The organism is Mycobacterium sp. NTMscope_Eco_3 (assembly GCF_976985685.1).
The window spans coordinates 4,868,497-4,888,792 of the sequence record NZ_CDRJYZ010000001.1; the positions used below are offsets into that span (position 1 = coordinate 4,868,497).

Genomic DNA, 20,296 nt, shown 5'->3' on the forward strand with positions numbered 1-20,296 from the left:
TATCTATGCATTGGGGAGACCTTCTGTGACAACGCAGATGCTCATCAGGCTGGTCGTGGGCATGGGCATGACGCTGGTCGTGGCCGCGCTCGCCGGACGACGGGTCCTGTGGCTGTTCAAGCTGATCACGTCCGGCAAGCCGTCCCCGGGGCACACCGACGAACCCGGCAAACGAATCTGGGCCGAGCTCTCCGAGGTCTTCGGGCAGCGCAAGCTGTTGAAGTGGTCGATCCCCGGCCTGGCGCACTTCTTCACCATGTGGGGCTTCTTCATCCTGCTCACGGTGTACATCGAGGCCTACGGTCTGCTCTTCCAGGACAACTTCCACATCCCGTTCATCGGGCGGTGGGACGCGCTGGGGTTCCTGCAGGACTTTTTCGCGACCGCCGTCTTCCTGGGCATCGTCACCTTCGCCATCATCCGTTTGATGCGCAGCCCGAAGGAGATCGGCCGCTCGTCCCGGTTCTACGGCTCCCACACCGGCGGTGCCTGGCTGGTGCTGTTCATGATCTTCAACGTCGTCTTCACCTACGTGTTCGTGCGCGGAGCGGCGGTCAACAACGGCACGCTGCCCTACGGCAACGGCGCCTTCCTGTCGCAACTGTTCGGCGTCATCCTGCGTCCGCTGGGCCAGCCCGCCAACGAGATCATCGAAACGACGGCCCTGCTGCTGCACATCGCGGTCATGCTGGCGTTCCTGATCATCGTGCTGCACTCCAAGCACATGCACATCTTCACGGCGCCGATCAACGTCATCTTCAAGCGGCTGCCCGACGGGCTCGGCCCGCTGCTGCCGCTGGAATACGACGGCAAGCCGATCGACTTCGAAAACCCGCCCGACGACGCGACATTCGGGCGCGGCAAGGTCGAGGACTTCAGCTGGAAGGCCATGCTGGACTTCGCCACCTGTACCGAGTGTGGCCGCTGCCAGTCGCAGTGCCCGGCGTGGAACACCGGCAAGCCGCTGTCGCCCAAGCTCGTCATCATGGACCTGCGCGACCACTGGATGGCCAAGGCGCCCTACATCCTGGGTGACAAGGAGAGCCCGCTGGAGAGCACGCCGGCGGGCGGGCTCGGCGAGGAGCTGTCCGGCGAAGAGCACGCCGAGGCCCACCACGTTCCCGAGTCGGGCTTCGGCCGCGTCATGGGCTCCGGCCCGGAGCAGGCCACCCGCCCGCTCGTCGGCACCGAGGAGCAGGGCGGTGTCATCGACCCCGACGTGCTGTGGTCCTGCGTGTCCTGCGGCGCCTGCGTCGAGCAGTGCCCGGTGGACATCGAGCACGTCGACCACATCATCGACATGCGCCGCTACCAGGTGATGATGGAGTCCGAGTTCCCCTCGGAACTGTCGGTGCTGTTCAAGAACCTGGAAACCAAGGGCAATCCGTGGGGACAGAACGCGTCGGACCGCACCAACTGGATCGACGAGGTCGACTTCGACGTGCCGGTCTACGGCGAGGACGTCGACAGCTTCGACGGCTACGAGTACCTGTTCTGGGTCGGTTGCGCCGGCGCCTACGACGACAAGGCCAAGAAGACCACCAAGGCCGTCGCCGAGCTGCTGGCCATCGCCGGGGTGAAGTACCTGGTGCTGGGAACCGGCGAGTCCTGCAACGGCGACTCCGCGCGCCGCTCGGGAAACGAGTTCCTGTTCCAGCAGCTGGCGCAGCAGGCCGTCGAAACCCTCGACGGGCTGTTCGAAGGCACCGAGACCGTCGACCGCAAGATCGTGGTCACCTGCCCGCACTGCTTCAACACCCTGGGCCGCGAGTACCGCCAGCTCGGCGCGAACTACTCGGTGCTGCACCACACCCAGCTGCTCAACCGGCTGGTCCGGGACAACAAGCTGGTCCCGGTGACCCCGGTGTCCCAGGACATCACCTACCACGACCCCTGCTATTTGGGCCGGCACAACAAGGTCTACGAGGCGCCGCGTGAGCTGATCGGGACCTCCGGGGCGAACCTGACCGAGATGCCGCGGCACGCCGAGCGCAGCTTCTGCTGCGGCGCCGGTGGCGCGCGGATGTGGATGGAAGAGCACATCGGCAAGCGGATCAACCACGAACGCGTCGACGAGGCGCTGGCCACCGGGGCCGCCACCATCGCCACCGCGTGCCCGTTCTGCCGCGTGATGGTCACCGACGGCGTCAACGACCGGCAGGAGGAGGCCGGGCGCTCCGGCGTCGAGGTGCTCGACGTCGCGCAGATCCTGCTCGCGTCACTGGAGTACGACAAGGCGACGTTGCCCGAAAAGGGCACGGCCGCCAAGGAAGCCGAGCAGCGGGCGGCCCAGGCGCCCAAGGCGGCGACGGCCACGGCGACCGCTCCCGTCGAGGAGGCCGAGGAGGCGCCCGCCGAGGCGGCCCCGAAGTCCGAGGCCGCGGCCGCGCCGGCCGCGCCCGTCAAGGGGCTGGGCATCGCCGGCGGCGCCAAGAGGCCGGGCGCGAAGAAAGCCGCACCCGCCGCAGAAGGCGCGGAAGGCAAGGCCGAGGCGGCCGCGCCGGCCGCGCCCGTCAAGGGGCTGGGCATCGCCGGCGGCGCAAAGCGGCCCGGCGCGAAGAAGGCGGCACCGGCCAAGGCCGAGGCACCAGCCGAGGCGGCCGCCGAGGCCGAGACCGAAGCCAAGGCTCCCGCCGCACCCGTGAAGGGGCTGGGGCTGGCCGCCGGCGCAAAGCGGCCCGGCGCGAAGAAGGCGGCACCCGCCAAGGCCGAGGCCCCCAAGGCCGAGGCACCAAAGGCGGAGGCTCCCAAGGCCGAGGCCGAAGCGCCGGCCGAAGCCGAACCCGAGGCCAAGGCCCCCGCCGCGCCGGTGAAGGGCCTGGGCATCGCCGCGGGCGCCAAGCGACCCGGCGCGAAGAAGGCGGCCCCGAAGGCCGAGGCGCCGAAAGCAGAAGCCGAGCCCGCCGAACAGGCACAGGCCGACGCCGAGCCGGCACCGAAACCGGAGCCCGCAAAGCAGAGCGACGGCGACGATGCACCGGCTCAGCCGCCGGTGAAAGGGCTGGGCATCGCCCGCGGGGCGCGTCCGCCGGGCAAGCGCTGACCTGGGATTTTTACGCTTGACAGCAAATTTCAGTGGACAGTGATGGCACCATTGGTGATGTGACCACCCACCAGCTGCCTCACCAGCTGCCACCGCACCCGCCGGGTCATCACCGGCAGCAGCGGAGTTTCGCGCAGTCGTCGAAGCTTCAGGACGTCCTGTACGAGATCCGCGGCCCGGTACATCAGCAGGCCGCGCGGCTCGAGGCCGAGGGTCATCGCATCCTCAAGCTCAACATCGGCAACCCGGCGCCGTTCGGCTTCGAGGCGCCCGACGTGATCATGCGCGACATGATCCAGGCCCTCCCCTACGCCCAGGGCTACTCCGACTCGCAGGGCATCCTGCCCGCGCGCCGGGCGGTGGTCACCCGCTACGAGCTGGTCGACGGATTCCCCCGCTTCGACGTCGACGACGTCTACCTGGGCAACGGGGTGTCCGAGCTGATCACGATGACGCTGCAGGCCCTGCTCGACAACGGCGACGAGGTGCTGATCCCGTCGCCCGACTACCCGCTGTGGACGGCGTCGACCTCGCTGGCGGGCGGCACGCCGGTGCACTACCTGTGCGACGAGACGCAGGGCTGGCAGCCGGACATCGCCGACATGGAGTCGAAGATCACCGACCGCACCAAGGCGCTGGTGGTGATCAACCCGAACAATCCGACCGGCGCGGTCTACACCAGCGAAGTCCTCACCCAGATCGTCGAACTGGCGCGCAAACACGAGCTGCTGCTGCTCGCCGACGAGATCTACGACAAGATCCTCTACGGCGACGCCAAGCACATCAACCTGGCCTCGCTGGCGCCGGACATGTTGTGCCTGACCTTCAACGGGCTGTCGAAGGCGTACCGGGTGGCCGGGTATCGGGCCGGCTGGCTGGCCATCACCGGGCCCAAGGACCACGCGGGCAGCTTCATCGAGGGAATCAACCTGCTCGCCAACATGCGGCTGTGCCCCAACGTCCCGGCCCAGCACGCGATCCAGGTCGCCCTGGGCGGCTACCAGAGCATCGACGACCTGGTGCTGCCCGGCGGCCGCCTGCTCGAGCAGCGCGACGTCGCCTGGACCAAGCTCAACGAGATTCCGGGGGTGTCCTGCGTCAAGCCGGACGGCGCGCTCTACGCCTTCCCGCGGCTGGATCCCGAGGTCTACGACATCGACGACGACGAGCAACTCGTCCTCGATTTGCTGCTGCAGGAGAAGATTCTGGTCACCCAGGGCACCGGCTTCAATTGGCCCGCACCGGATCACCTGCGCATCGTGACGCTGCCGTGGGCCCGCGATCTGGCGGCCGCGATCGAGCGGCTGGGCAACTTCCTCGTCGGCTATCGCCAGTAAGCGCCCAGGAAACCGCCTCTACGCTCGACCGGGTGACGCACTCCCACTCGCACAGCATGCCGCCAGGCCCGTCCGGCATTGATCCGTTGCCCGCCAGGGTCGTCGTCGGGCTGCTGGTCGCGATCGGTGTGGCGGTGGCCGTCGGCGCGATCCTGTTGTGGCCCAGCCGTCAGCGCGTCGACATTCCGATGCCGCTGCAGAGCGCGTCCGGTGGCGCCGTGAGCACGCAGGCCGGGCACGTGCTGTCCAGCGGGTTGGGTGACTGCGGCAGCCCGTCGGTCAGCCAGGTCCTCACCGGCCCGCCCCAGCCCGCCGCGCCGGGCGCCGGACGCTGCGTGTTGACCCAGGTCGCCGTCGATTCCGGACCGAACGCGGGGGCCACCACGCTGCTGGAATCCTCCCCCGGCCCCGGCCAGCCGAAATTCGCGGTGGGCGACCGCATTCGGGTCGTACGGCAGGTCGACGACCAGGGCGCCACCAGCTACGCGTTCTACGACTTCGAACGGGGTTGGGCGCTGGTCGGTTTGGCGATCGCGTTCGCCGTGGTGATCGTGGCCGTCGCGCGCTGGCGCGGGCTCCTCGCGCTGGTGGGCATCCTGGTCGCGTTCGTGGTGCTGGTCATGTTCCTGCTGCCCGCCCTGCGGGACGGCGCGCCCGCGGTGCCGGTGGCGCTGGTGGCATCGGCGGCGATCCTCTACGCGGTCATCTACCTGGCCCACGGCGTCAGCCTGCGGACCAGCGCAGCGCTGCTGGGCACCCTCTCGGCGCTGCTGCTCGCCGCCGGATTATCTTGGGCGGCAATCCAATTAGCGCATCTGACCGGGCTCTCGGACGAACAGAACACCACCGTCAGCGCCTACCTGGGCAACGTGTCGATCGGCGGACTGCTGCTGGCCGGCTTCATCATCGGATCGCTGGGCGTGCTCAACGATGTCACCGTGACCCAAGCCTCGACGGTCTTCGAGCTCGCCCGCCTCGGCGGCTCGCGGCGGGCGATCTTCGTAGGCGCCCTGCGGGTGGGGCGCGATCACATCGCCAGCACCGTCTACACGCTGGTGCTGGCCTATGCCGGCAGTTCGCTGCCGCTGCTGTTGCTGTTCAGCGTCGCCAACCGCTCGCTGACCGACGTGCTGACCGGTGAGAGCGTGGCCATCGAGATCGCCCGCTCGGCGGTGGGCGGGATGGCGTTGGCGCTGTCGGTGCCGCTGACGACGGGCATCGCGGCGGTGCTGGCCAAACCTAGTGAAATCGGCTCCGCTCCAACAGATTCAACAGATAGGAGCCATACCCCGACTTGAGCAGGCTGTGCGCGCGCTCGGCCAGCTGCTCGTCGGTGATCCAGCCCTGCTGCCACGCCACCTCCTCGGGCACGCTGACCTTGAGGCCCTGCCGTCGTTCCAGCGTGCGGACGAAGTCGCTGGCATCCAGCAGCGAGTCGAACGTGCCCGTGTCCAGCCAGGCCGTTCCGCGGGCCATCACCTCGACCGAGAGCCGGCCCCGGTTGAGATAGATCTGATTGACCTCGGTGATCTCGTACTCGCCGCGCGCCGATTTCTTGAGCCCCTTGGCGATTTCGATCACGTCGTTGTCATAGAAGTACAAACCCGGCACCGCGTAATTGGATTTCGGCGTCTGGGGTTTCTCCTCCAACGACAGCGCCAGGCCGTCGTCGCTGAACTCGACCACACCGTAGGCCGACGGATTGGCTACCCAGTAGGCGAAAACAGCTCCCCCGCTGATGGTTTGGAAGCGCTTCAAGCTGGTACCCAGCCCGGGACCGTAGAAGATGTTGTCTCCCAACACCAAAGCCACCGACTCGTTGCCGATGTGGCCGGCGCCCAGGACGAACGCCTGGGCCAGACCGTCGGGCCGGTCCTGTGTCACGTAGCTGATGTTGACGCCGAATTGCGAGCCGTCGCCCAGGAGTCGCTGAAATCCGGGCGCGTCATGCGGGGTGGTGATGACCAGGATGTCGCGGATCCCGGCCATCATCAGGGTGGACAGCGGGTAGTAGACCATCGGTTTGTCGTAGACCGGCAGCAACTGCTTGCTGATGCCCGTGGTGATCGGATGCAGGCGGGTGCCCGACCCGCCGGCCAAGATGATTCCGCGCATGGGTGGCTCCTGGTGCCTAGTCGACGGCGTCGGATTCGGTGAGCTCGGTGGCCGCCAACGCCGACGCCAGGCTGTCGTGCCGGAACACGGAGGTGACGTGGTCGCGCACCACCCGGAACGTCAACGCGGTGCCCGTTTCAGCTCCCGGATCGCCGGGGCTACTGGGTTTCAGTTCGACGGCCACGACGCCGTCGTGCACATACATCCGGCCGAGCTCGGTGGCCGGCCGGTGCGCGGCGGCCCAGTTGCGCAGCGCCTCGTGGCCCTGCGCGGCCCCGTGCGCGTCGCCCATCTCGATGTCGTCGCTGGACAGGGACGCCAAGGTCTCGATGTCCGCGGCGTTGAGGGCGTCGTGCCATGCCAGGACGGTGGCGATCTCCGATGTGGTCATGGTGTGCAAATTACCGTGCGGCGCCGCGGCTAGAGCGGCGTACGGTCCAACCAGCGCTGCCACACGGCTTCGTCGCCGAAGAGTTGGACGCCCGTGTCGGCGAGCGGGCGCCGGCGCAGGATCGCCAGCAGCAGCTCGGTGGCGCCGCCGCGCAGTGCGGCGGTGCCTTTGCCGTGCTCGTGGGACCAGCTGATCCGCCCCTGTTCGACGGCGGCCGTCCACTCCCCGGCCTCGCCGAGGCCGGGATCGGTGGCGTGCAGGTGCAGGGTGGTCCCGTCCTCGAGCGGCAGCGGCGCCCCCTGGCCGCCCGCCTGGATGGCGACCCGCTCCAGCCATTCGCTGATCCCGTCGGCCGCGATGGCGGGTTCGAGCGTGAAATCGCTGCCCAGCGCGATCGCGGCGTCGGCGCGGTGCACGGCCACCTCGTGCAGCCGGCGCCGGATCCACCAGTTTGCCGGGCGCGGGCCGAGGAACGTCCATACCGGTGTTTCCACCCCGGTCAGCTCCACCGCGTCGACCAGCCGCTGAGCGCCGCCGTGGAGCCAGGAGATCGCGTCGGCGGGGTCGGGCGGCGGCTTGCCGCCCTCCACCGTGCGGGGGTCGAGGTAGGTGTCGAGCCGGTCGCGCACGATCTGGGCCGCCCAGCGGTCCCCGCGCCCGACGTGGCGGAACAGTTGCCGCAGCGTCCAGTCGGGGCAGGTGGGTACCGGTGTGGACTCGTCGACACCGTCGAACAGCTCCGCGAAAGCCCGGTTCTCGTCGAGGAATGCGCCGGCATAGTCCACGCCGGTCAGGCTACTCGTTCCGATCCGCAAGTACGGCGGAGACGCTGTTCATCGGACACGTCTTGGGTTCGACATTGCATGAGGCCGACATCGCTCCATATCACCCGACGAAAACCGGCATCGCGTCCCACCCACGCACTGTTGATGTGGGAGACATAGTCGCTCCGCCATAATCGATTTCCCAGTTGGGGAATCGCTTGAGGATCTCTTCCAAGGCGATACGCCCCTCGAGTCTCGCCAACGCCGAACCTAGGCAGTAATGGGTGCCGACGCTGAATGTCAGGTGTTGTCGCGCCTTCCGGGTGATGTCGAAGACGTCGCCGTTCGGCGGGAACTGGCGGTGATCTCGATTGGCCGCACCGATCAGCATCATCATCACACTGCCCTCCGGAACCACTTGGCCGTGACATTCGACGTCTCGGGTGACGTAGCGGGCAACGTGCGGCGCCGGCGGCTCGAACCGCAGCAACTCTTCAACCGCATCAGGGATTAGTTCCGGATGTTTCGCCAGCTGCCGCCGTTGATCGGGGTGCTCCGCGAGCACCTTGCCTGCCCATCCGATCAGCCGGGTGGTGGTTTCGTTGCCAGCGCCGGCCACTGTGTTGAGGTAGATCAGCAGCTCGTTTCTGGTGAGCCGACGTGATATGCCGTTTTCGTCTTCGAACTCGACATTGAGCAAGTCCGTCATGATGTCGTCCGACGGATGGTCCTTGCGCCAGTCGATGTAGGCCTCGAACAGATCGTTGCCGACTAGCCCGTCTTCGGCAGCCGCCATTGGCTTGCCGGCGTCGGTGCGCATCTGGGCGTTGGTGTAGTCGCGGATCTTCTCCTGATCCGGCTCGGGGATGCCGAGCAGTTCGCTGATGACTTGCATGGGCATCACCGCGCCGAGGTCGGTGACGAAGTCGAAGCGCCCCGTGCCGACCAGTGGGTCGAGATGCTGTGCGCAGAATCCGCGAATCTTGGGCTCGAGCGCATTGATCTTGCGCGGGGTGAACATCCTTGCCAGCAGTCTGCGGTGGATATCGTGGATGGGCGGAACCTCGAAAAGCAGTGCACCCGAAGGAATCTCGATATTCGCTTTGATCAATTCGAGTATTGCGCCGCGCGCTGAACTGAATGTCGTGTGATCGACCAGCCCGTGGTTGACGTCGGCGAAGCGGCTCACAGCGTAGAAGTCGTGTGTCGAGTTGTAGTACAGCGGCACCTCGTCACGCAGTCGCGCAAACATCGGGTACGGGTCGACGTTCAGTTCCACGTCATAGGGATCGAAATAGGCCTCTTGCGTCGCCGATGTCACCCGCGCTCCTCTCTCATCTTCCTCACTGCGCTTGCTTCAACACGACTGCTCACAGTCGACTGTTCGACGTGGCTCCCGAACCGTTTGTCCGCACCGGCCTGATGAGCGCTTCCTGGCTGAACGAGGCAATAAGGTGGTTTTCGTCGGTGTGCACGGTGCCACGCACATAGGACATCCCGGCGCCGGCGTATGTGCTTTCGTGCGAGTAAAGGTTCCACCCATCGCACCTCACCGGTTCGTGAAAAACGATCGCGGTCGTCATAGGTGCGGTCGACAGCGTCGTATGCGCTTGGCTCATCCCAACCCCGGGGTGTGGTCGCATACTCGTTGCGATGCCCAGGTATCCAGTGAAGTTGGCGATCAACGCTTTGCGTAGTTCGTCGCGGTGGGGCGCCTCGTCATAACAAACCCACGCGCGAATCTCCGGTGGCCCCACTTCCCATGGATCGAACGCGTCGTCGATACCGACCAGGCGCACTTGCCTTCCCTTCATCGGCATCGGGCAGACGCTGGACCGCCCCGGCGGTGCCACAGTGGGACAACGGATCTGGTGGCGGATCAGATCTCGGGCAGGCGTGTCGGCCAGGATCGTGATCACCATGCAGCGACGTCCATTTTGGCTAGCTGTCACAACCGCCGTACCGGTCGTTGTCCCATCGGATACCACGTCGATGTGCAAGCGGACCGGCTCCCCCACCGTCACTACGCGCGAGAAGACCGCCTGCGCTGACCTGATCGTTTTATCGGGGAGCCGTTTGGCTACCGCGACGATCGCCTGCCCGACGATTTGGGCGCCCTCGACGACGCGACGTCCTCCGGTGTCCAGCGCGCCTGTGTCACCGAGCGCGCTACCGTCGGCGTCGAGGGTGACGTCCAGCAACCTCATCAACTCGTCGACCGATGGTCCAACTGCCTCAGACTTATTACGGGCGATCATTCTTTTGAGCATTCAGGCGTGCGGGTTCGTGTCACAGGCACCTCGACTGTCTCCTTCAGTTCGTTGATCGGCCGCGCCAGCTCCCGCTCATCGCAGAGCCTTTGCAGAGCTTCGAGAGTTTCGTCGAGCCCCGCTCCCACTCGAGGTGCGGGCGCGAACGTGGCGGGCAGGCTGCGCATGCCTTGTATGTTGCCGATCGTCTCGTAATGGATGGTGCGCTCTCCATCGCAGCGGAAGTCCGGCATGCGATCCAGCACCGCGCTCAGCATCGACTTGAAGACTGCGCGGGCCACATTCGAGCCGATGCATCGATGCACCCCAAGCCCAAAGCTGAAATGACGGTTACCTTTCCGCTCAAGGAGAAGCCTGTTCGGGCTCTCGAATACGGCTGGATCGCGATTGGCCATTGCCCACGACAGCCACAGGCGTTCTCCCTCGCGAAACTGAGTACCGAGCATCGAAACATCGGCGGCGAAAGTGCGGCCATCTCCCGGAGCCGGAGTGAAGAAGCGTAGGAACTCTTCCGTTGCACTGTCCAGCAAGGTTGCCCGCTCTCGGCTGAGTCGCTCACGTTCGCCGGGGTGCTGCGAGAGCCACTCCAACGCATGCGCGGTGAGAGCGGTTGTGGTGTCGAAGCCACCGCCGATCAGCAGACCGAGGTTGCCCATGATTTCCATTGGAGGAGCTGGCTCGCCGTCAATACGCAACTGCAGCAGAGCATTCACCAAGCCGGGCCGAGGGCTTTGTCGGATGTCTTCCATGGTTGACAGCAGATCGGCGCCCATGGCTCGGTGCATCGCGATAACGCGATCGATGTCCGGTGAGTTTTCGGGTGTGTACACCGCGGCGTGAACCGGCTCGCTGTACAGCGCCCACTTCTTCAGCGGGATGCCCATCATTGCCAGCGTGAGGACGGCAGGCACCACGTTGGCCAGGTCATCGACGAAATCGATCCGGCCGGCTTCTATCTTGTCGTCAATGGCGGCGCGAACAACCTCGTCGATGAAGGGAACCCAACGGTTCACCGCCGCCGGTGACAAGTACGGGTTCAGTGCCGCTCTATAAACGCGGTGTTCGGGGTCGTCCATTTCTAGCAGACCGCCGCGAATGTTCGCCCGCTTGGCGGTCGGAATTGTGATTCCCCGGTAGCCGTTTCGTTCACCGGTGATGTCATGGTCATTGGAGACGTGCGGCGACCTGGCAAGTTCGAAGACTTCAGCGCTGCCTGCGGCGACCCAGTGGCCGCCATACGTGTCAGTCCACGCCATGGGGCATCTACTGTGCATTTCTTCGGTTATCGCCTCGAATTCGAGCCGGTATTCCGGTGTGTGCCGGTCGAAATGGAAGCGCCGCTCAGTCTTGGTCATCGTGATGTCCTTGTCTGACGTGTGGGCAATAGAGGTGAGCGGAGTGATGATCACTCGCTACCGCCTCAACCACTTCAGTGAAAAAGCCGAAGTCGGGCACCGTGTCATAGATGGCTATGCGTTGTCCGGGCGGGTTCAGCTCGCACGCGAGCTCGTAGTCATTTTTCGCGTATTGCACGCTGAGCGTGTCGAATTCGCTCGTCCTGAGGGAAAGCAAGGTGAACCCGGACAAGGGGTTTCCGTAAATGTCGGCAAGGTCCTTGAAGACGCTCCGTCGTGGTGTGTAGTCGCAGATCAGTCTGATGCCGGGCGAATCAGTGCACGCGGTGTAGGCCTCGAAGTCGAGGTGCGCCGGTTGTTCCCGGTAGATGCAAGGCAGCTGGATGCGAGGATGGTGTTCGAACGGACCGACCCCGTACACGCGCGACCATCGGGCCATCGCTTCGGCAGCGTCGTCCACAACGAATCCGATCCAGAAGTGGCTCGCCGCCAAGGGTTTCAGGCTGCGCATCGGTCAGAAATCACAGCAGGCAGGCCGGTTATCATGACGATTCACGACCGTCATTTGCTGGCCACAGCGCTTTTCATGCCGTCCAGCCCCGCTAGGACGGGCCACCCCGACACCGACAGCGCATGCCCGTGACCGAGACTGTGCGCGTCGAATACGGCTTGTACCGAGTTTGTGAATCCCTGCAGATCGAGTGTCTGATTCACCGCGCGCTTGGCCATTCTCAGAGCGAAGGCGTCCTGCTGCGCGATATGGGCTGCCAGTTGGCGAACCGAGTTGTCGAGTTCATCGCGGGGGACGACCTGATTGACCATGCCGACTCGCAGCGCTTCCTCGGCGGTAACCGGACGCCCGGTGAAGAGCACCTCTTTCGCGAGCCGGGCGCCGAACTCCCAGGTGTGGCCGTGGTACTCAACTCCCCCAACACCCATCGCGACGACTGGGTCTGAGAACTTGGCATCGTCAGCCGCGACGATCAGGTCGCAAGGCCAGGCGAGCATGAGACCGCCGGCGATGCATCGGCCCTGCACCGCCGCGATCGACGGCTTAGCGATGTTGCGCCAACGAAGCGAGTATCCGACATAGGCTTTTGATTCGTAGTCGTAGAGGTCGGCAAGCACAATCTTGTCGGTGGAATCGGCTCCCGCCTTCAGATCGTGGCCCGCCGAGAAGTGCTTGCCGTTAGAGCGCAACACGATGACTTTGACTTCATTGTCATCTGCGGCCGCGGTCCAGAGTTCGTCTAGACGCTGCAGCAGTTCCGCATTCTGCGCGTTGGCAACCTCGGGGCGGTTCAGACTGATTGTGGCGATCGCATCCGAAACGTGGTACTGCACAATCTCGTTGGTCACAGGGTTTCCTCAGTGGTCGTGGACAGTTGAAAGGTCTGCATCAAACGCCTATTTCCACGGTGAATCCCGGGACGCCGCGCACGTGGTGCATACCCGAGACCGGTCGGAGAATCTCCTGAGCCTTTTCCCTCGGGTTGAAGAACTGGCTGTACCACGTCCGTCCCGCGCGAAACGGCCCGTCCGTGGGCATTTGCATGATCTTGGTCGCCGCTTTCTTGTTGGCCCACACTTCGCCATCCTGAGTACCGAGACCGTAAGCGAACCCTCGATTGATTCCGGCCAGCAATTCCTCAGCCTGATCGTCGGTGATTCCGTCCGGGCGCTTGACCAGTGCGCACTGCCACAGTCTGGCCGTGCCATCGTCGACCGGTGTGGTGGCGATGAGCTGCACGGCGTTGAGCTCAACGAACCGAGCGAGATTGAGTCCTGGCCCGACGTAACCATTTTCGGTGGTGATGTGAACAGCATCGTCTGCGGCATCGCGCTCGAAGTTATCCACTCCATCCGACGATTCGGCGATGAGGCTCTGACGTTGTCGATAGACGACGCCGTCGACTTCGTTCTCGTAGAGTCGGGCGCCGCCGCCATGCAGATAAGCGAGATGCGCATAATCGGAGTTGTTGTCGAAGACTTCGATGGGGTGGCAGGGAAGATCGGCCAGGTGGTCAGCACCGTTCCATCGCATCCACTCGGCATCGTCCCACTCGGGGATGTCGGGGATGTCGAAGTCGGGCTCCAGCCCCTCCGGATCGTTCCAGCAGAAGACAATCCCGTACCGCTCCTGCACCGGCCAACTGCGGACACGCGCAAGTCGAGGAATCGTCCCGTCGAAATACGGTATGTCAGTGCACTTTCCGTCCGGCCCATACGCCCAGCCGTGAAACGGACAGCGGATCGCGTCACCGTCGACGTGACGACCCGAAGTGACCGTATAGGAGTGCTGACTGCGCGCGAGATGCGTTCCCATGTGGGCGCAGTAAGCACCGAGCATGGCGGTCACTCCGCTTTCACCGCGGAAGAGGACTACATCTTCGCCGAAGAAATGCGCACTAGTCGGCTTATTCGTGATCGCAGCACTCTCGGCCACCATGAACCATCCGCGGGGGAAGGTGAACTCGCCGAGCTTGTACTCCGCACTGCCCGCCATCGTCGTCAACTCCGTTCGCCTGATCCCGATCGGTATGCCCCGTGAGCCTAAGACCGGTCGTGACCTGCGAACCAATAGAATCTTGCGGCCGCGGCTATACCGCGGTGATATACCTGGGTCCATATGGACATGCACCGGCTTCGGTACTTTCTGCGGATCGCCGACGAAGGTTCGCTGACCCGCGCCAGTGAAGTGCTCGGCATCGCGCAGCCGGCGTTGAGTCGTCAAATCCGCTTGCTCGAAGCCGCGCTCGGTGTACAACTCTTCGCTCGTAATCCGCGAGGAATGCAGCTCACGGAGGAAGGCGAACAACTCCGTTCCGCGATTGCCGGGCCGTTGGGACAACTGGAACTCGCCATGCAGAACGTGGGCTCACCGCTCGCTCAGATCGGTGGTGGTGTCGTCCTGGGCATGCCCGAACACACAGCCCAGGTTCTAGCCGGCCCTTTACTTGGTCGCCTTGTGGAGGTCTTCCCGAAGGTTCAGGTCACAACGGTCGTCCAAGATTCACGGCAATTGGTCGATCACATGCTTCTCGGCGATGTCGACATCGCGGTCATCAACGGGACAGGACCCGATGAACGCCTCTTCACAACTGAGCTCCTCGTGGAGAATCTCTGCCTGGTCGGCGGACCGGACTCCGATCTGAGTGCTGACACCCCGTGCGTCTTCCGCGATCTGGGGCGCCGACCTTTGACACTTCCGCGGTCTGAACCCGGGCTGCGGAGCCTGGTGGAGAAGACCGCGCTGACTCAGCAGGTGTCTGTCGACGTACGCTTCGAAACAGATTCGGTTCTGGTGCAAAGGGACGTCATCGGCCGCGGGCTCGCGTACGGAATCCTGCCATTGTCGGCTATCGCGCAAGACGTAGCCGCGGGTCGTCTGCGCTACGCGCCGCTTCACGAGCCCACCATGTCTGACCATCTATTCATCGCCGTGCGACCCCAACTCGTTCTCCCCCGCTCCTTCGTCTTCGAGTTCGGCTCGACGATCTGGCAGGTGGCGACGCGACTCGTCGATGCGGGCGATTGGCCGGCGACGCTGATACAGACACCGCGCGACTGGGCCGCCCAGCAGGCAGGAGGGTCTGGTTCTGGCGACGGTGCTCATCCATAAGACGCCGGTATGGCGAGCTGACCAAAATTGTATTGGTCTGAGACTGCCGCCCGTCCTTACGCTCAAGCACACCTGAATGCGAAGTCGGCGCGCCCGCCCATCCCAGTGTGCGAAGGCGAGTCGCGCCCACTCGGATCGCGTGCAGATCGGCGAGCACCTGTCGTGATCGCCAGCCGGGCCAATGAAGCATACGAAGGGACAGGCACAGCATGGACTTCGCGCGGGTGCGGCTGAATGACGACGATGCCGCGTTTCAGCAAGAAGTCCGAACGACACTTGCTGATCTAGTCACCGACGATGTTCAGCGACGGAATCGGGCTACCGGCGACAACCTCGACATCGACGTCCACCTCGCGCTCGGCGCCAAGGGGTGGCTCGCCGGTGAAGTGCAGCCGCAATCCGAAGGTGGATTCACCCCCATCCGCCAAAGGATCTATGAGCTCGAGACTTACCGCGCACGCATGCCCTACTTCCATTGGAGCATAACGAAGATGGTTGTGCAGCAGGTACAACGGTTCGCTTCACCGTCGTTGAAGGAGGAGGTTCTTCCCGGAGTTCTCTCCGGCAAAGTCCGGCTCTGCCTGGGCTACACCGAGCCCGAGGGCGGTTCAGACGTAGCGACATGCAAGACCAGAGCAATTCGTGACGGCGACTCCTGGATCATCAACGGCGCGAAGATGTTCACCACCGGCGCCCACAACTCTCAATACGTGTTCTTGGTGACGAACACAGATCCGTCTGCGCCGAAACATCGAAGTCTTACCATGTTCCTGGTCCCTCTGAGTACACCGGGAATCGAAATCCAAGGCCTGCGCACGGTCGACGGTGATCGAACGAATATCGTTTACTACAGCGATGTTTGCGTCAGTGACAGGTATCGCATCGGCGAGGTCAACGGGGGCTGGACGGTCCTGCGAGCCGCGCTCGACGAAGAACACAAATTCGACGTAGGCGATGCGGACCAAGTCGGACTTCGCTCCGTGGCCGGCATGGCCGAACACATCGAGCCAGCGGCAGGAGCCATCGAACGCCTAGCGGCCGCGGCTCCGAACAAGGACACCGGTCGCCGCCCAATCGATAACGAGGTCGTCAAGTACCGCCTCGGACGCAGCTTCGCGCAGATCGAAGCAGCGCTCAGCACCCCGGACCATTTCGGGCGCGTGGCAGTCGGTTACACGTTGCGTGACGTGTCGACTGATCTGATGGACGTGTCGGGTGTTGCAGGCACATTGCCAGTCGACACCGACGGGGCACCCTGCGACGGCACGGCCGAGCATCTGTATCGGCTGGCCGGCCCGACCGGAATCTACGGCGGCACTCTCGAGGTCTACCTCAACATGATCGCTGAACACTCTCTGGGACTGGGCAAACCGAGCTACGCCAGGCCGTCTGCCTAGCTGACTCGGCCGTTTTGACCGGCCGACGATTCATAGTCGTGAGGAGCAACGATGGACCGCTACGAACTGCGGCGGCTCGACTACGGTCTGACGCGCGACCAGCGTGACCTACAGGCGGCGTACCGCGACTTCTTCACCACCCACTGCCCGATCGATACAGTGCGGGCGTCCGAATCGACCGGATTCGACAAGAGCCTGTGGGAACGGCTCTGCGCAACCGGAGCGACAACAATGGCTGCTCCGATTGACGTTGACGGCGACGGTGCCACGATGGTTGATCTCGTCCTCGTTGCCGAAGAACTCGGCCGGGCACTGGCTCCCGTGCCCTGGATCGATCACGTCTGCGCCACCAGACTACTGGCACGCCTCGGTGTCCTTGAGGTAGACGATCCCGGAACAGCTGAGTTCATCAATGGCATTCGAATCGCCGCCTTGGACCCACAGCTGGAGGACCTCGGCGCGCGGCGCTTGATTCCGTCCGGAACGATTGCCGATCACATCATCGTCCGTCGCGGAGCTGAGATTGTGCACGTGACCTATGACAACCGTCCCCCATTGGTCGAGAACATCGGATGCTTGCCCATGGCATGGATCGATGTGTCAGCGGCCAGCACATCCAACGTCGTGGGCAGCGGTGCTCAGGCCATCGCCGAGTACTCGCGTGCGCTCGATGAATGGCGATTGCTGACCGCGGCGGCGCTGGCCGGTCTCGTCGAACAGTCCATGATGCTTGCAGCGGAGTTCGCTAAGAGTCGCTTCACGTTTGGTGTTCCCATCGCCAGTCTGCAAGGCATTTCCCACCCGCTTGCCCGGGCTGCCGTCATGGTTCAGGGAGGCCGCAATCTCACCCGCCGCGCCGCATGGTTCCACGAGTACGAGCCGGATGAGCGACCCGAATTGGCGCCTGCGGCATTCCACTTCATGGCTGAAGGCGCCACGACAGCGGCTTCTTCGGCCGCGCACGTGCAGGGTGGACTTGGGATAACCGTCGAAGCGCCTTCGGCCGCTTATTATCTACGCGCCCGGGGGTGGGCTTTAGCCGCGGGTGATCCTGCCGCTACGGCCACGCAGGTCATCGACCGCATTTCAGCACGCCAACTGCGAGCGCGAACTCCCAATGGGCCGTAAACGGAAAGTTGTTGGGGCTTGACGGCGGCGAGTTCGAAGTCGTCAACCGTGAGCAGCTCGCTTCGGTGCCGCATCCGAAATTGTTTGGTGCGCATCTCAGAACCCAGCGGTATCGGATTGAGCGAGTGCGTGACCCGATGCTTGGCGCAAGGCAATTCAGGAAGGCGTTCCAACAGGATCGATCACCGATCATGGGCGACCGGCCTGCAACTCTTCGCGCGCCTCTCAGCCAGCTGAACTACGAAGGAGATGTCAGATGTACGACCTGCTGTGCAACGCTGAGGTTTTCGTCGATGACGTCGCCGTCGCCGAACGAGTATTCGTCGACGCGCTCGGCTTCCCCGAGCCACGAGCCGCGTGGGGCAATAACGAACCAGGCAGCGGCTTCACCTACCTGTTCGCAAGGGTTCATCCGTCGCTGTTGGTGTCTCCCACACGAATTGAAGCGATGGCTGTTGCACCCCTCGACGCAGACCGAGACCCGTTGACGACGCTGCCATTCCTACCGAAGCTGCTTGCCGCTCAGGGCCATCGGCCGTGGAAGACACATGCCAATGAGATTGCAACCTCAGACATACAACATGTCGCCCGGCGCCTACGGGATAAGGAATGTCCGTTCTATGAGATGCCGGGAATCTTCACGCGACTCTGGATCGGGTGGACGGAGGACGACCCGGGGGCGTACCAACCCTCCGTTGACGGAGGGCTGTTCCTCGAGTTCATAGAGACGTCGGCCTTGGGTAAGGACGACCAACTGTGGGAGCCACGACCGGATCCCGATCTGCCACCTGGAGCCATGATCCGGGTGCTGCGGCGAAGCTGGATCACCGAGGACCTTTCCCTGACCGTGAAAGCGTTGGAGCGGAACTTTGGCCTCCTGCCCACGACAGGACCGGTGCTCGATGAATCCCTTGCGGCGCGCCACGCAACCTATCGTTTCCGCCATCCACGAAGCGCAGAGCTGCAACTACTAGAACCGATCGCATCGGGTGAATTGCGGGAATCCCTCGACACGTGGGGGCCGGGATCCTGGGCCATCCGAATCGGCGTCAACGATGTTGCGGGCAAAGCGGAGGATCTCAGGCGCCGCGGAACACCCTTCGACGTTCGATCGACCGGCCATAGTCCAGAAGTTCTGCGCGTTGACACCGGAAAGTGGGATGTGCCGGGCATATTCGAGTTCGCCCGGGTGTAAAAGACTCGCGTTAAGACACCGCAGCGGCGATCTAACATCTTCGCGTCGCTCCACCCGCGAACTTGTGTGTGACAACAACATACTCATACGCCCGGCAGGTGATCGGCGCCAGGAGTACGTGAAAGAAAGCCGATGCAGTACCGCCCTCGCGGTCCCCGGAAATTGGGTTCTGCCACGTAAGCACTTGCCTTCAAGCTGATTTCAACCGTCGTCAATCGCGCCCGATGACGCTGAACTGGGCAGGGGCGCCGGACGGTCGTACTCGCCGCGATGCCCCACTCGCGCCGGTCATTTCGTTGCCGGCGCGGGTGCGCGGATCTGACCGGCCGACCATTCGGAGACCTCGATGACGATCGCAGAGCAGGAAAGCACCCGGGCGGCGACCCTGCCCGACGAGGCGGTGCCCGTCCCCGGCATGCGCCGGGTGGCGCTGGCCAGTCTCGCCGGCAGCGTGCTGGAGTGGTACGACTTCTTCCTCTACGGCTTCGCGGCCACCCTGGTCTTCGGTCCACTGTTCTTCCCGCGCGCCTCAGCCACGGCCGGAGTGCTTGCCGCACTTGGCACTTTCGCGGTGGGGTTCGTCGCGCGCCCCCTGGGCGGGGTCGTCTTCGGGCACCTGGGCGACCGCCTCGGACGCAAGAAGATGCTGGTGGCAACGCTTTTGATCATGGGTATCCCGTCGTTTCTGATCGGATTGCTGCCCAGCTACGGCGCGATAGGGTGGTCGGCGCCCGCGCTGCTGGTGCTGTTGCGGTTTCTGCAGGGAGTGGGGCTCGGCGGCGAATGGGCCGGCGCGGTCCTGGTGGTCACCGAGACCAGCCCGCCCCACCGCAGCGGTTTCTGGGGATCGCTGGTGCAGACCGGGGCGACCCTCGGCCAGGGGTTGGCCACCGGGTCGCTGTTCATCCTGGCGTCTGTGCTGAGCGAGCACAGTTTCGTGACCTGGGGTTGGCGGGTGCCGTTCCTGTTCGGGATCGCGCTGAGCGTCGTCGGCCTGTTCATCCGGCTGCGGGTGATGGAATCGCCGGAGTTCACCGCGCTGCACCGCAGCGGCGAATTGTCGCGTTTCCCGTTGCGCGAGGCCGTTCGTCGGCACGGTCGCACCATGCTGGTCTGCTTCGGGGTCTATTTGGGCGGCGTGACCGTCCCGTTCTTCGTCGAGACCGTCTTCCTCACCGGCTACGGCACCAAAAGCCTTGCCCTGCCGGCCTCGTCGGTGCTGCTCGGCATCTCCGCCGTGCATGTCACCGTGTTCTGGGTGCTGACACTGCTGGGCGGCTGGCTCGCCGATCGGGTCGGCGCGCCAAGGGTCGTCCGCGCGGGCCTACTCGGATTACTCGTGTTGCCGACGGCGGGGCTGCTGGCCGTTCTCTCCGCCTCCTCGACGGTGACGGCGCTGCTGATCACCGAGACCTTGATCGGCGCGCCGATGTGGGTCGTCTCGGGCGCTTTACCCAAATACCTCGCCGAATCCTTCCCGGCGCGGGTGCGCTACACCGGGATGTCGTTGTCCGGCCAGAGTTCCACCATCATCGGCGGGCTCGTCCCGTTGTTGCTGACCTCGGTGGTCGCACACGTGGGCGGGGCGTTGTGGCCGGTGGCGGTGACCACCACAGCGGTGGCGGCGTTCGGGCTGCTCGGCCTGCTGTGGTCGCACCGGGCCGCTTGAGGTTGCCCAC

17 protein-coding genes are annotated in these 20,296 nt (G+C 64.4%); 8 read left to right on the top strand and 9 right to left on the bottom strand.

Features of this window, described 5'->3' with window-relative positions; genetic code table 11:
* The first annotated feature begins 25 nt into the window (after positions 1 to 25).
* The 3 genes from AC0KTM_RS22585 to AC0KTM_RS22595 are packed head-to-tail and all read left to right on the top strand — an operon-like array spanning position 26 to position 5,678.
* Entirely contained in the window at positions 26 to 3,043 is a 3,018-nt protein-coding gene (locus AC0KTM_RS22585) for a (Fe-S)-binding protein (RefSeq protein ID WP_225328284.1), read from the top strand.
* A 32-nt stretch (positions 3,044 to 3,075) separates the two neighbouring features.
* The gene (locus AC0KTM_RS22590; protein WP_238957001.1) at positions 3,076 to 4,380 is read left to right on the top strand and encodes a pyridoxal phosphate-dependent aminotransferase; all 1,305 of its coding nucleotides are present in this window, start codon (positions 3,076 to 3,078) and stop codon (positions 4,378 to 4,380) included.
* Between the two features lie 32 nt (positions 4,381 to 4,412).
* Positions 4,413 to 5,678 (top strand): YibE/F family protein, encoded by a 1,266-nt coding sequence (locus AC0KTM_RS22595; RefSeq protein WP_472416724.1) that lies wholly within the window; start codon positions 4,413 to 4,415, stop codon positions 5,676 to 5,678.
* On the opposite strand, the gene rfbA is transcribed toward AC0KTM_RS22595, so the two are convergent.
* From rfbA to AC0KTM_RS22640, 9 genes are all read right to left on the bottom strand, one after another.
* Complete coding sequence (rfbA, locus tag AC0KTM_RS22600) at positions 5,620 to 6,495, bottom strand: glucose-1-phosphate thymidylyltransferase RfbA (protein ID WP_225328287.1); 876 nt, start codon at positions 6,493 to 6,495, stop codon at positions 5,620 to 5,622. The genes AC0KTM_RS22595 and rfbA overlap by 59 nt on opposite strands.
* Before the next feature lie 16 nt (positions 6,496 to 6,511).
* Positions 6,512 to 6,886 carry a nuclear transport factor 2 family protein gene (locus AC0KTM_RS22605; RefSeq protein ID WP_225328288.1) on the bottom strand — a complete coding sequence of 125 codons (375 nt, stop codon included), beginning with the start codon at positions 6,884 to 6,886 and terminating at the stop codon, positions 6,512 to 6,514.
* A gap of 29 nt (positions 6,887 to 6,915) precedes the next feature.
* The gene (locus AC0KTM_RS22610; protein ID WP_225328289.1) at positions 6,916 to 7,671 is read right to left on the bottom strand and encodes a maleylpyruvate isomerase family mycothiol-dependent enzyme; all 756 of its coding nucleotides are present in this window, start codon (positions 7,669 to 7,671) and stop codon (positions 6,916 to 6,918) included.
* 100 nt (positions 7,672 to 7,771) lie between these two features.
* Complete coding sequence (locus tag AC0KTM_RS22615; RefSeq protein WP_472417535.1) at positions 7,772 to 8,902, bottom strand: cytochrome P450; 1,131 nt, start codon at positions 8,900 to 8,902, stop codon at positions 7,772 to 7,774.
* A gap of 118 nt (positions 8,903 to 9,020) precedes the next feature.
* Entirely contained in the window at positions 9,021 to 9,857 is an 837-nt protein-coding gene (locus AC0KTM_RS22620; protein WP_238957405.1) for an acyl-CoA thioesterase, read from the bottom strand.
* Positions 9,858 to 9,904: 47 nt separating this feature from the next.
* Positions 9,905 to 11,275 (bottom strand): cytochrome P450, encoded by a 1,371-nt coding sequence (locus AC0KTM_RS22625; protein ID WP_238957005.1) that lies wholly within the window; start codon positions 11,273 to 11,275, stop codon positions 9,905 to 9,907.
* Positions 11,262 to 11,786, bottom strand: coding sequence for a VOC family protein (locus AC0KTM_RS22630; RefSeq protein ID WP_238957006.1), 525 nt, complete (start codon positions 11,784 to 11,786; stop codon positions 11,262 to 11,264). The genes AC0KTM_RS22625 and AC0KTM_RS22630 overlap by 14 nt, the downstream gene beginning before the upstream one ends.
* 50 nt (positions 11,787 to 11,836) lie before the next feature.
* On the bottom strand, positions 11,837 to 12,634 hold the full coding sequence (locus AC0KTM_RS22635; protein WP_238957007.1) for an enoyl-CoA hydratase: 798 nt from the start codon (positions 12,632 to 12,634) through the stop codon (positions 11,837 to 11,839).
* 40 nt (positions 12,635 to 12,674) lie between these two features.
* A complete protein-coding gene (locus tag AC0KTM_RS22640; protein WP_238957406.1) occupies positions 12,675 to 13,781 on the bottom strand; it encodes a Rieske 2Fe-2S domain-containing protein in 1,107 nt (368 codons plus the stop codon).
* A gap of 123 nt (positions 13,782 to 13,904) precedes the next feature.
* On the opposite strand from AC0KTM_RS22640, the gene AC0KTM_RS22645 reads away from it, so the two are divergent.
* From AC0KTM_RS22645 to AC0KTM_RS22665, 5 genes are all read left to right on the top strand, one after another.
* Positions 13,905 to 14,897, top strand: coding sequence for a LysR family transcriptional regulator (locus AC0KTM_RS22645; protein ID WP_238957008.1), 993 nt, complete (start codon positions 13,905 to 13,907; stop codon positions 14,895 to 14,897).
* 209 nt (positions 14,898 to 15,106) lie between these two features.
* A complete protein-coding gene (locus AC0KTM_RS22650) occupies positions 15,107 to 16,294 on the top strand; it encodes an acyl-CoA dehydrogenase family protein (RefSeq protein WP_238957009.1) in 1,188 nt (395 codons plus the stop codon).
* Positions 16,295 to 16,345: 51 nt separating this feature from the next.
* A complete protein-coding gene (locus AC0KTM_RS22655; protein WP_472416727.1) occupies positions 16,346 to 17,422 on the top strand; it encodes an acyl-CoA dehydrogenase family protein in 1,077 nt (358 codons plus the stop codon).
* Between the two features lie 256 nt (positions 17,423 to 17,678).
* The gene (locus AC0KTM_RS22660) at positions 17,679 to 18,617 is read left to right on the top strand and encodes a hypothetical protein (RefSeq protein WP_238957011.1); all 939 of its coding nucleotides are present in this window, start codon (positions 17,679 to 17,681) and stop codon (positions 18,615 to 18,617) included.
* Between the two features lie 346 nt (positions 18,618 to 18,963).
* Positions 18,964 to 20,286, top strand: coding sequence for an MFS transporter (locus tag AC0KTM_RS22665; RefSeq protein WP_472416729.1), 1,323 nt, complete (start codon positions 18,964 to 18,966; stop codon positions 20,284 to 20,286).
* Positions 20,287 to 20,296 lie beyond the last annotated feature (10 nt).

Coding starts and splice junctions, on each gene's coding strand:
- AC0KTM_RS22640 (WP_238957406.1), bottom strand. CDS start 13,781: ATGGCGGGCAGTGCGGAGTACAAGCTCGGCGAGTTCACCTTCCCCCGC.
- AC0KTM_RS22655 (WP_472416727.1), top strand. CDS start 16,346: ATGGACCGCTACGAACTGCGGCGGCTCGACTACGGTCTGACGCGCGAC.
- AC0KTM_RS22605 (WP_225328288.1), bottom strand. CDS start 6,886: ATGACCACATCGGAGATCGCCACCGTCCTGGCATGGCACGACGCCCTC.
- AC0KTM_RS22625 (WP_238957005.1), bottom strand. CDS start 11,275: ATGACCAAGACTGAGCGGCGCTTCCATTTCGACCGGCACACACCGGAA.
- AC0KTM_RS22620 (WP_238957405.1), bottom strand. CDS start 9,857: ATGAGGTTGCTGGACGTCACCCTCGACGCCGACGGTAGCGCGCTCGGT.
- AC0KTM_RS22650 (WP_238957009.1), top strand. CDS start 15,107: ATGGACTTCGCGCGGGTGCGGCTGAATGACGACGATGCCGCGTTTCAG.
- rfbA (WP_225328287.1), bottom strand. CDS start 6,495: ATGCGCGGAATCATCTTGGCCGGCGGGTCGGGCACCCGCCTGCATCCG.
- AC0KTM_RS22660 (WP_238957011.1), top strand. CDS start 17,679: ATGTACGACCTGCTGTGCAACGCTGAGGTTTTCGTCGATGACGTCGCC.
- AC0KTM_RS22615 (WP_472417535.1), bottom strand. CDS start 8,902: ATGTTTGCGCGACTGCGTGACGAGGTGCCGCTGTACTACAACTCGACA.
- AC0KTM_RS22630 (WP_238957006.1), bottom strand. CDS start 11,786: ATGCGCAGCCTGAAACCCTTGGCGGCGAGCCACTTCTGGATCGGATTC.
- AC0KTM_RS22645 (WP_238957008.1), top strand. CDS start 13,905: ATGGACATGCACCGGCTTCGGTACTTTCTGCGGATCGCCGACGAAGGT.
- AC0KTM_RS22665 (WP_472416729.1), top strand. CDS start 18,964: ATGACGATCGCAGAGCAGGAAAGCACCCGGGCGGCGACCCTGCCCGAC.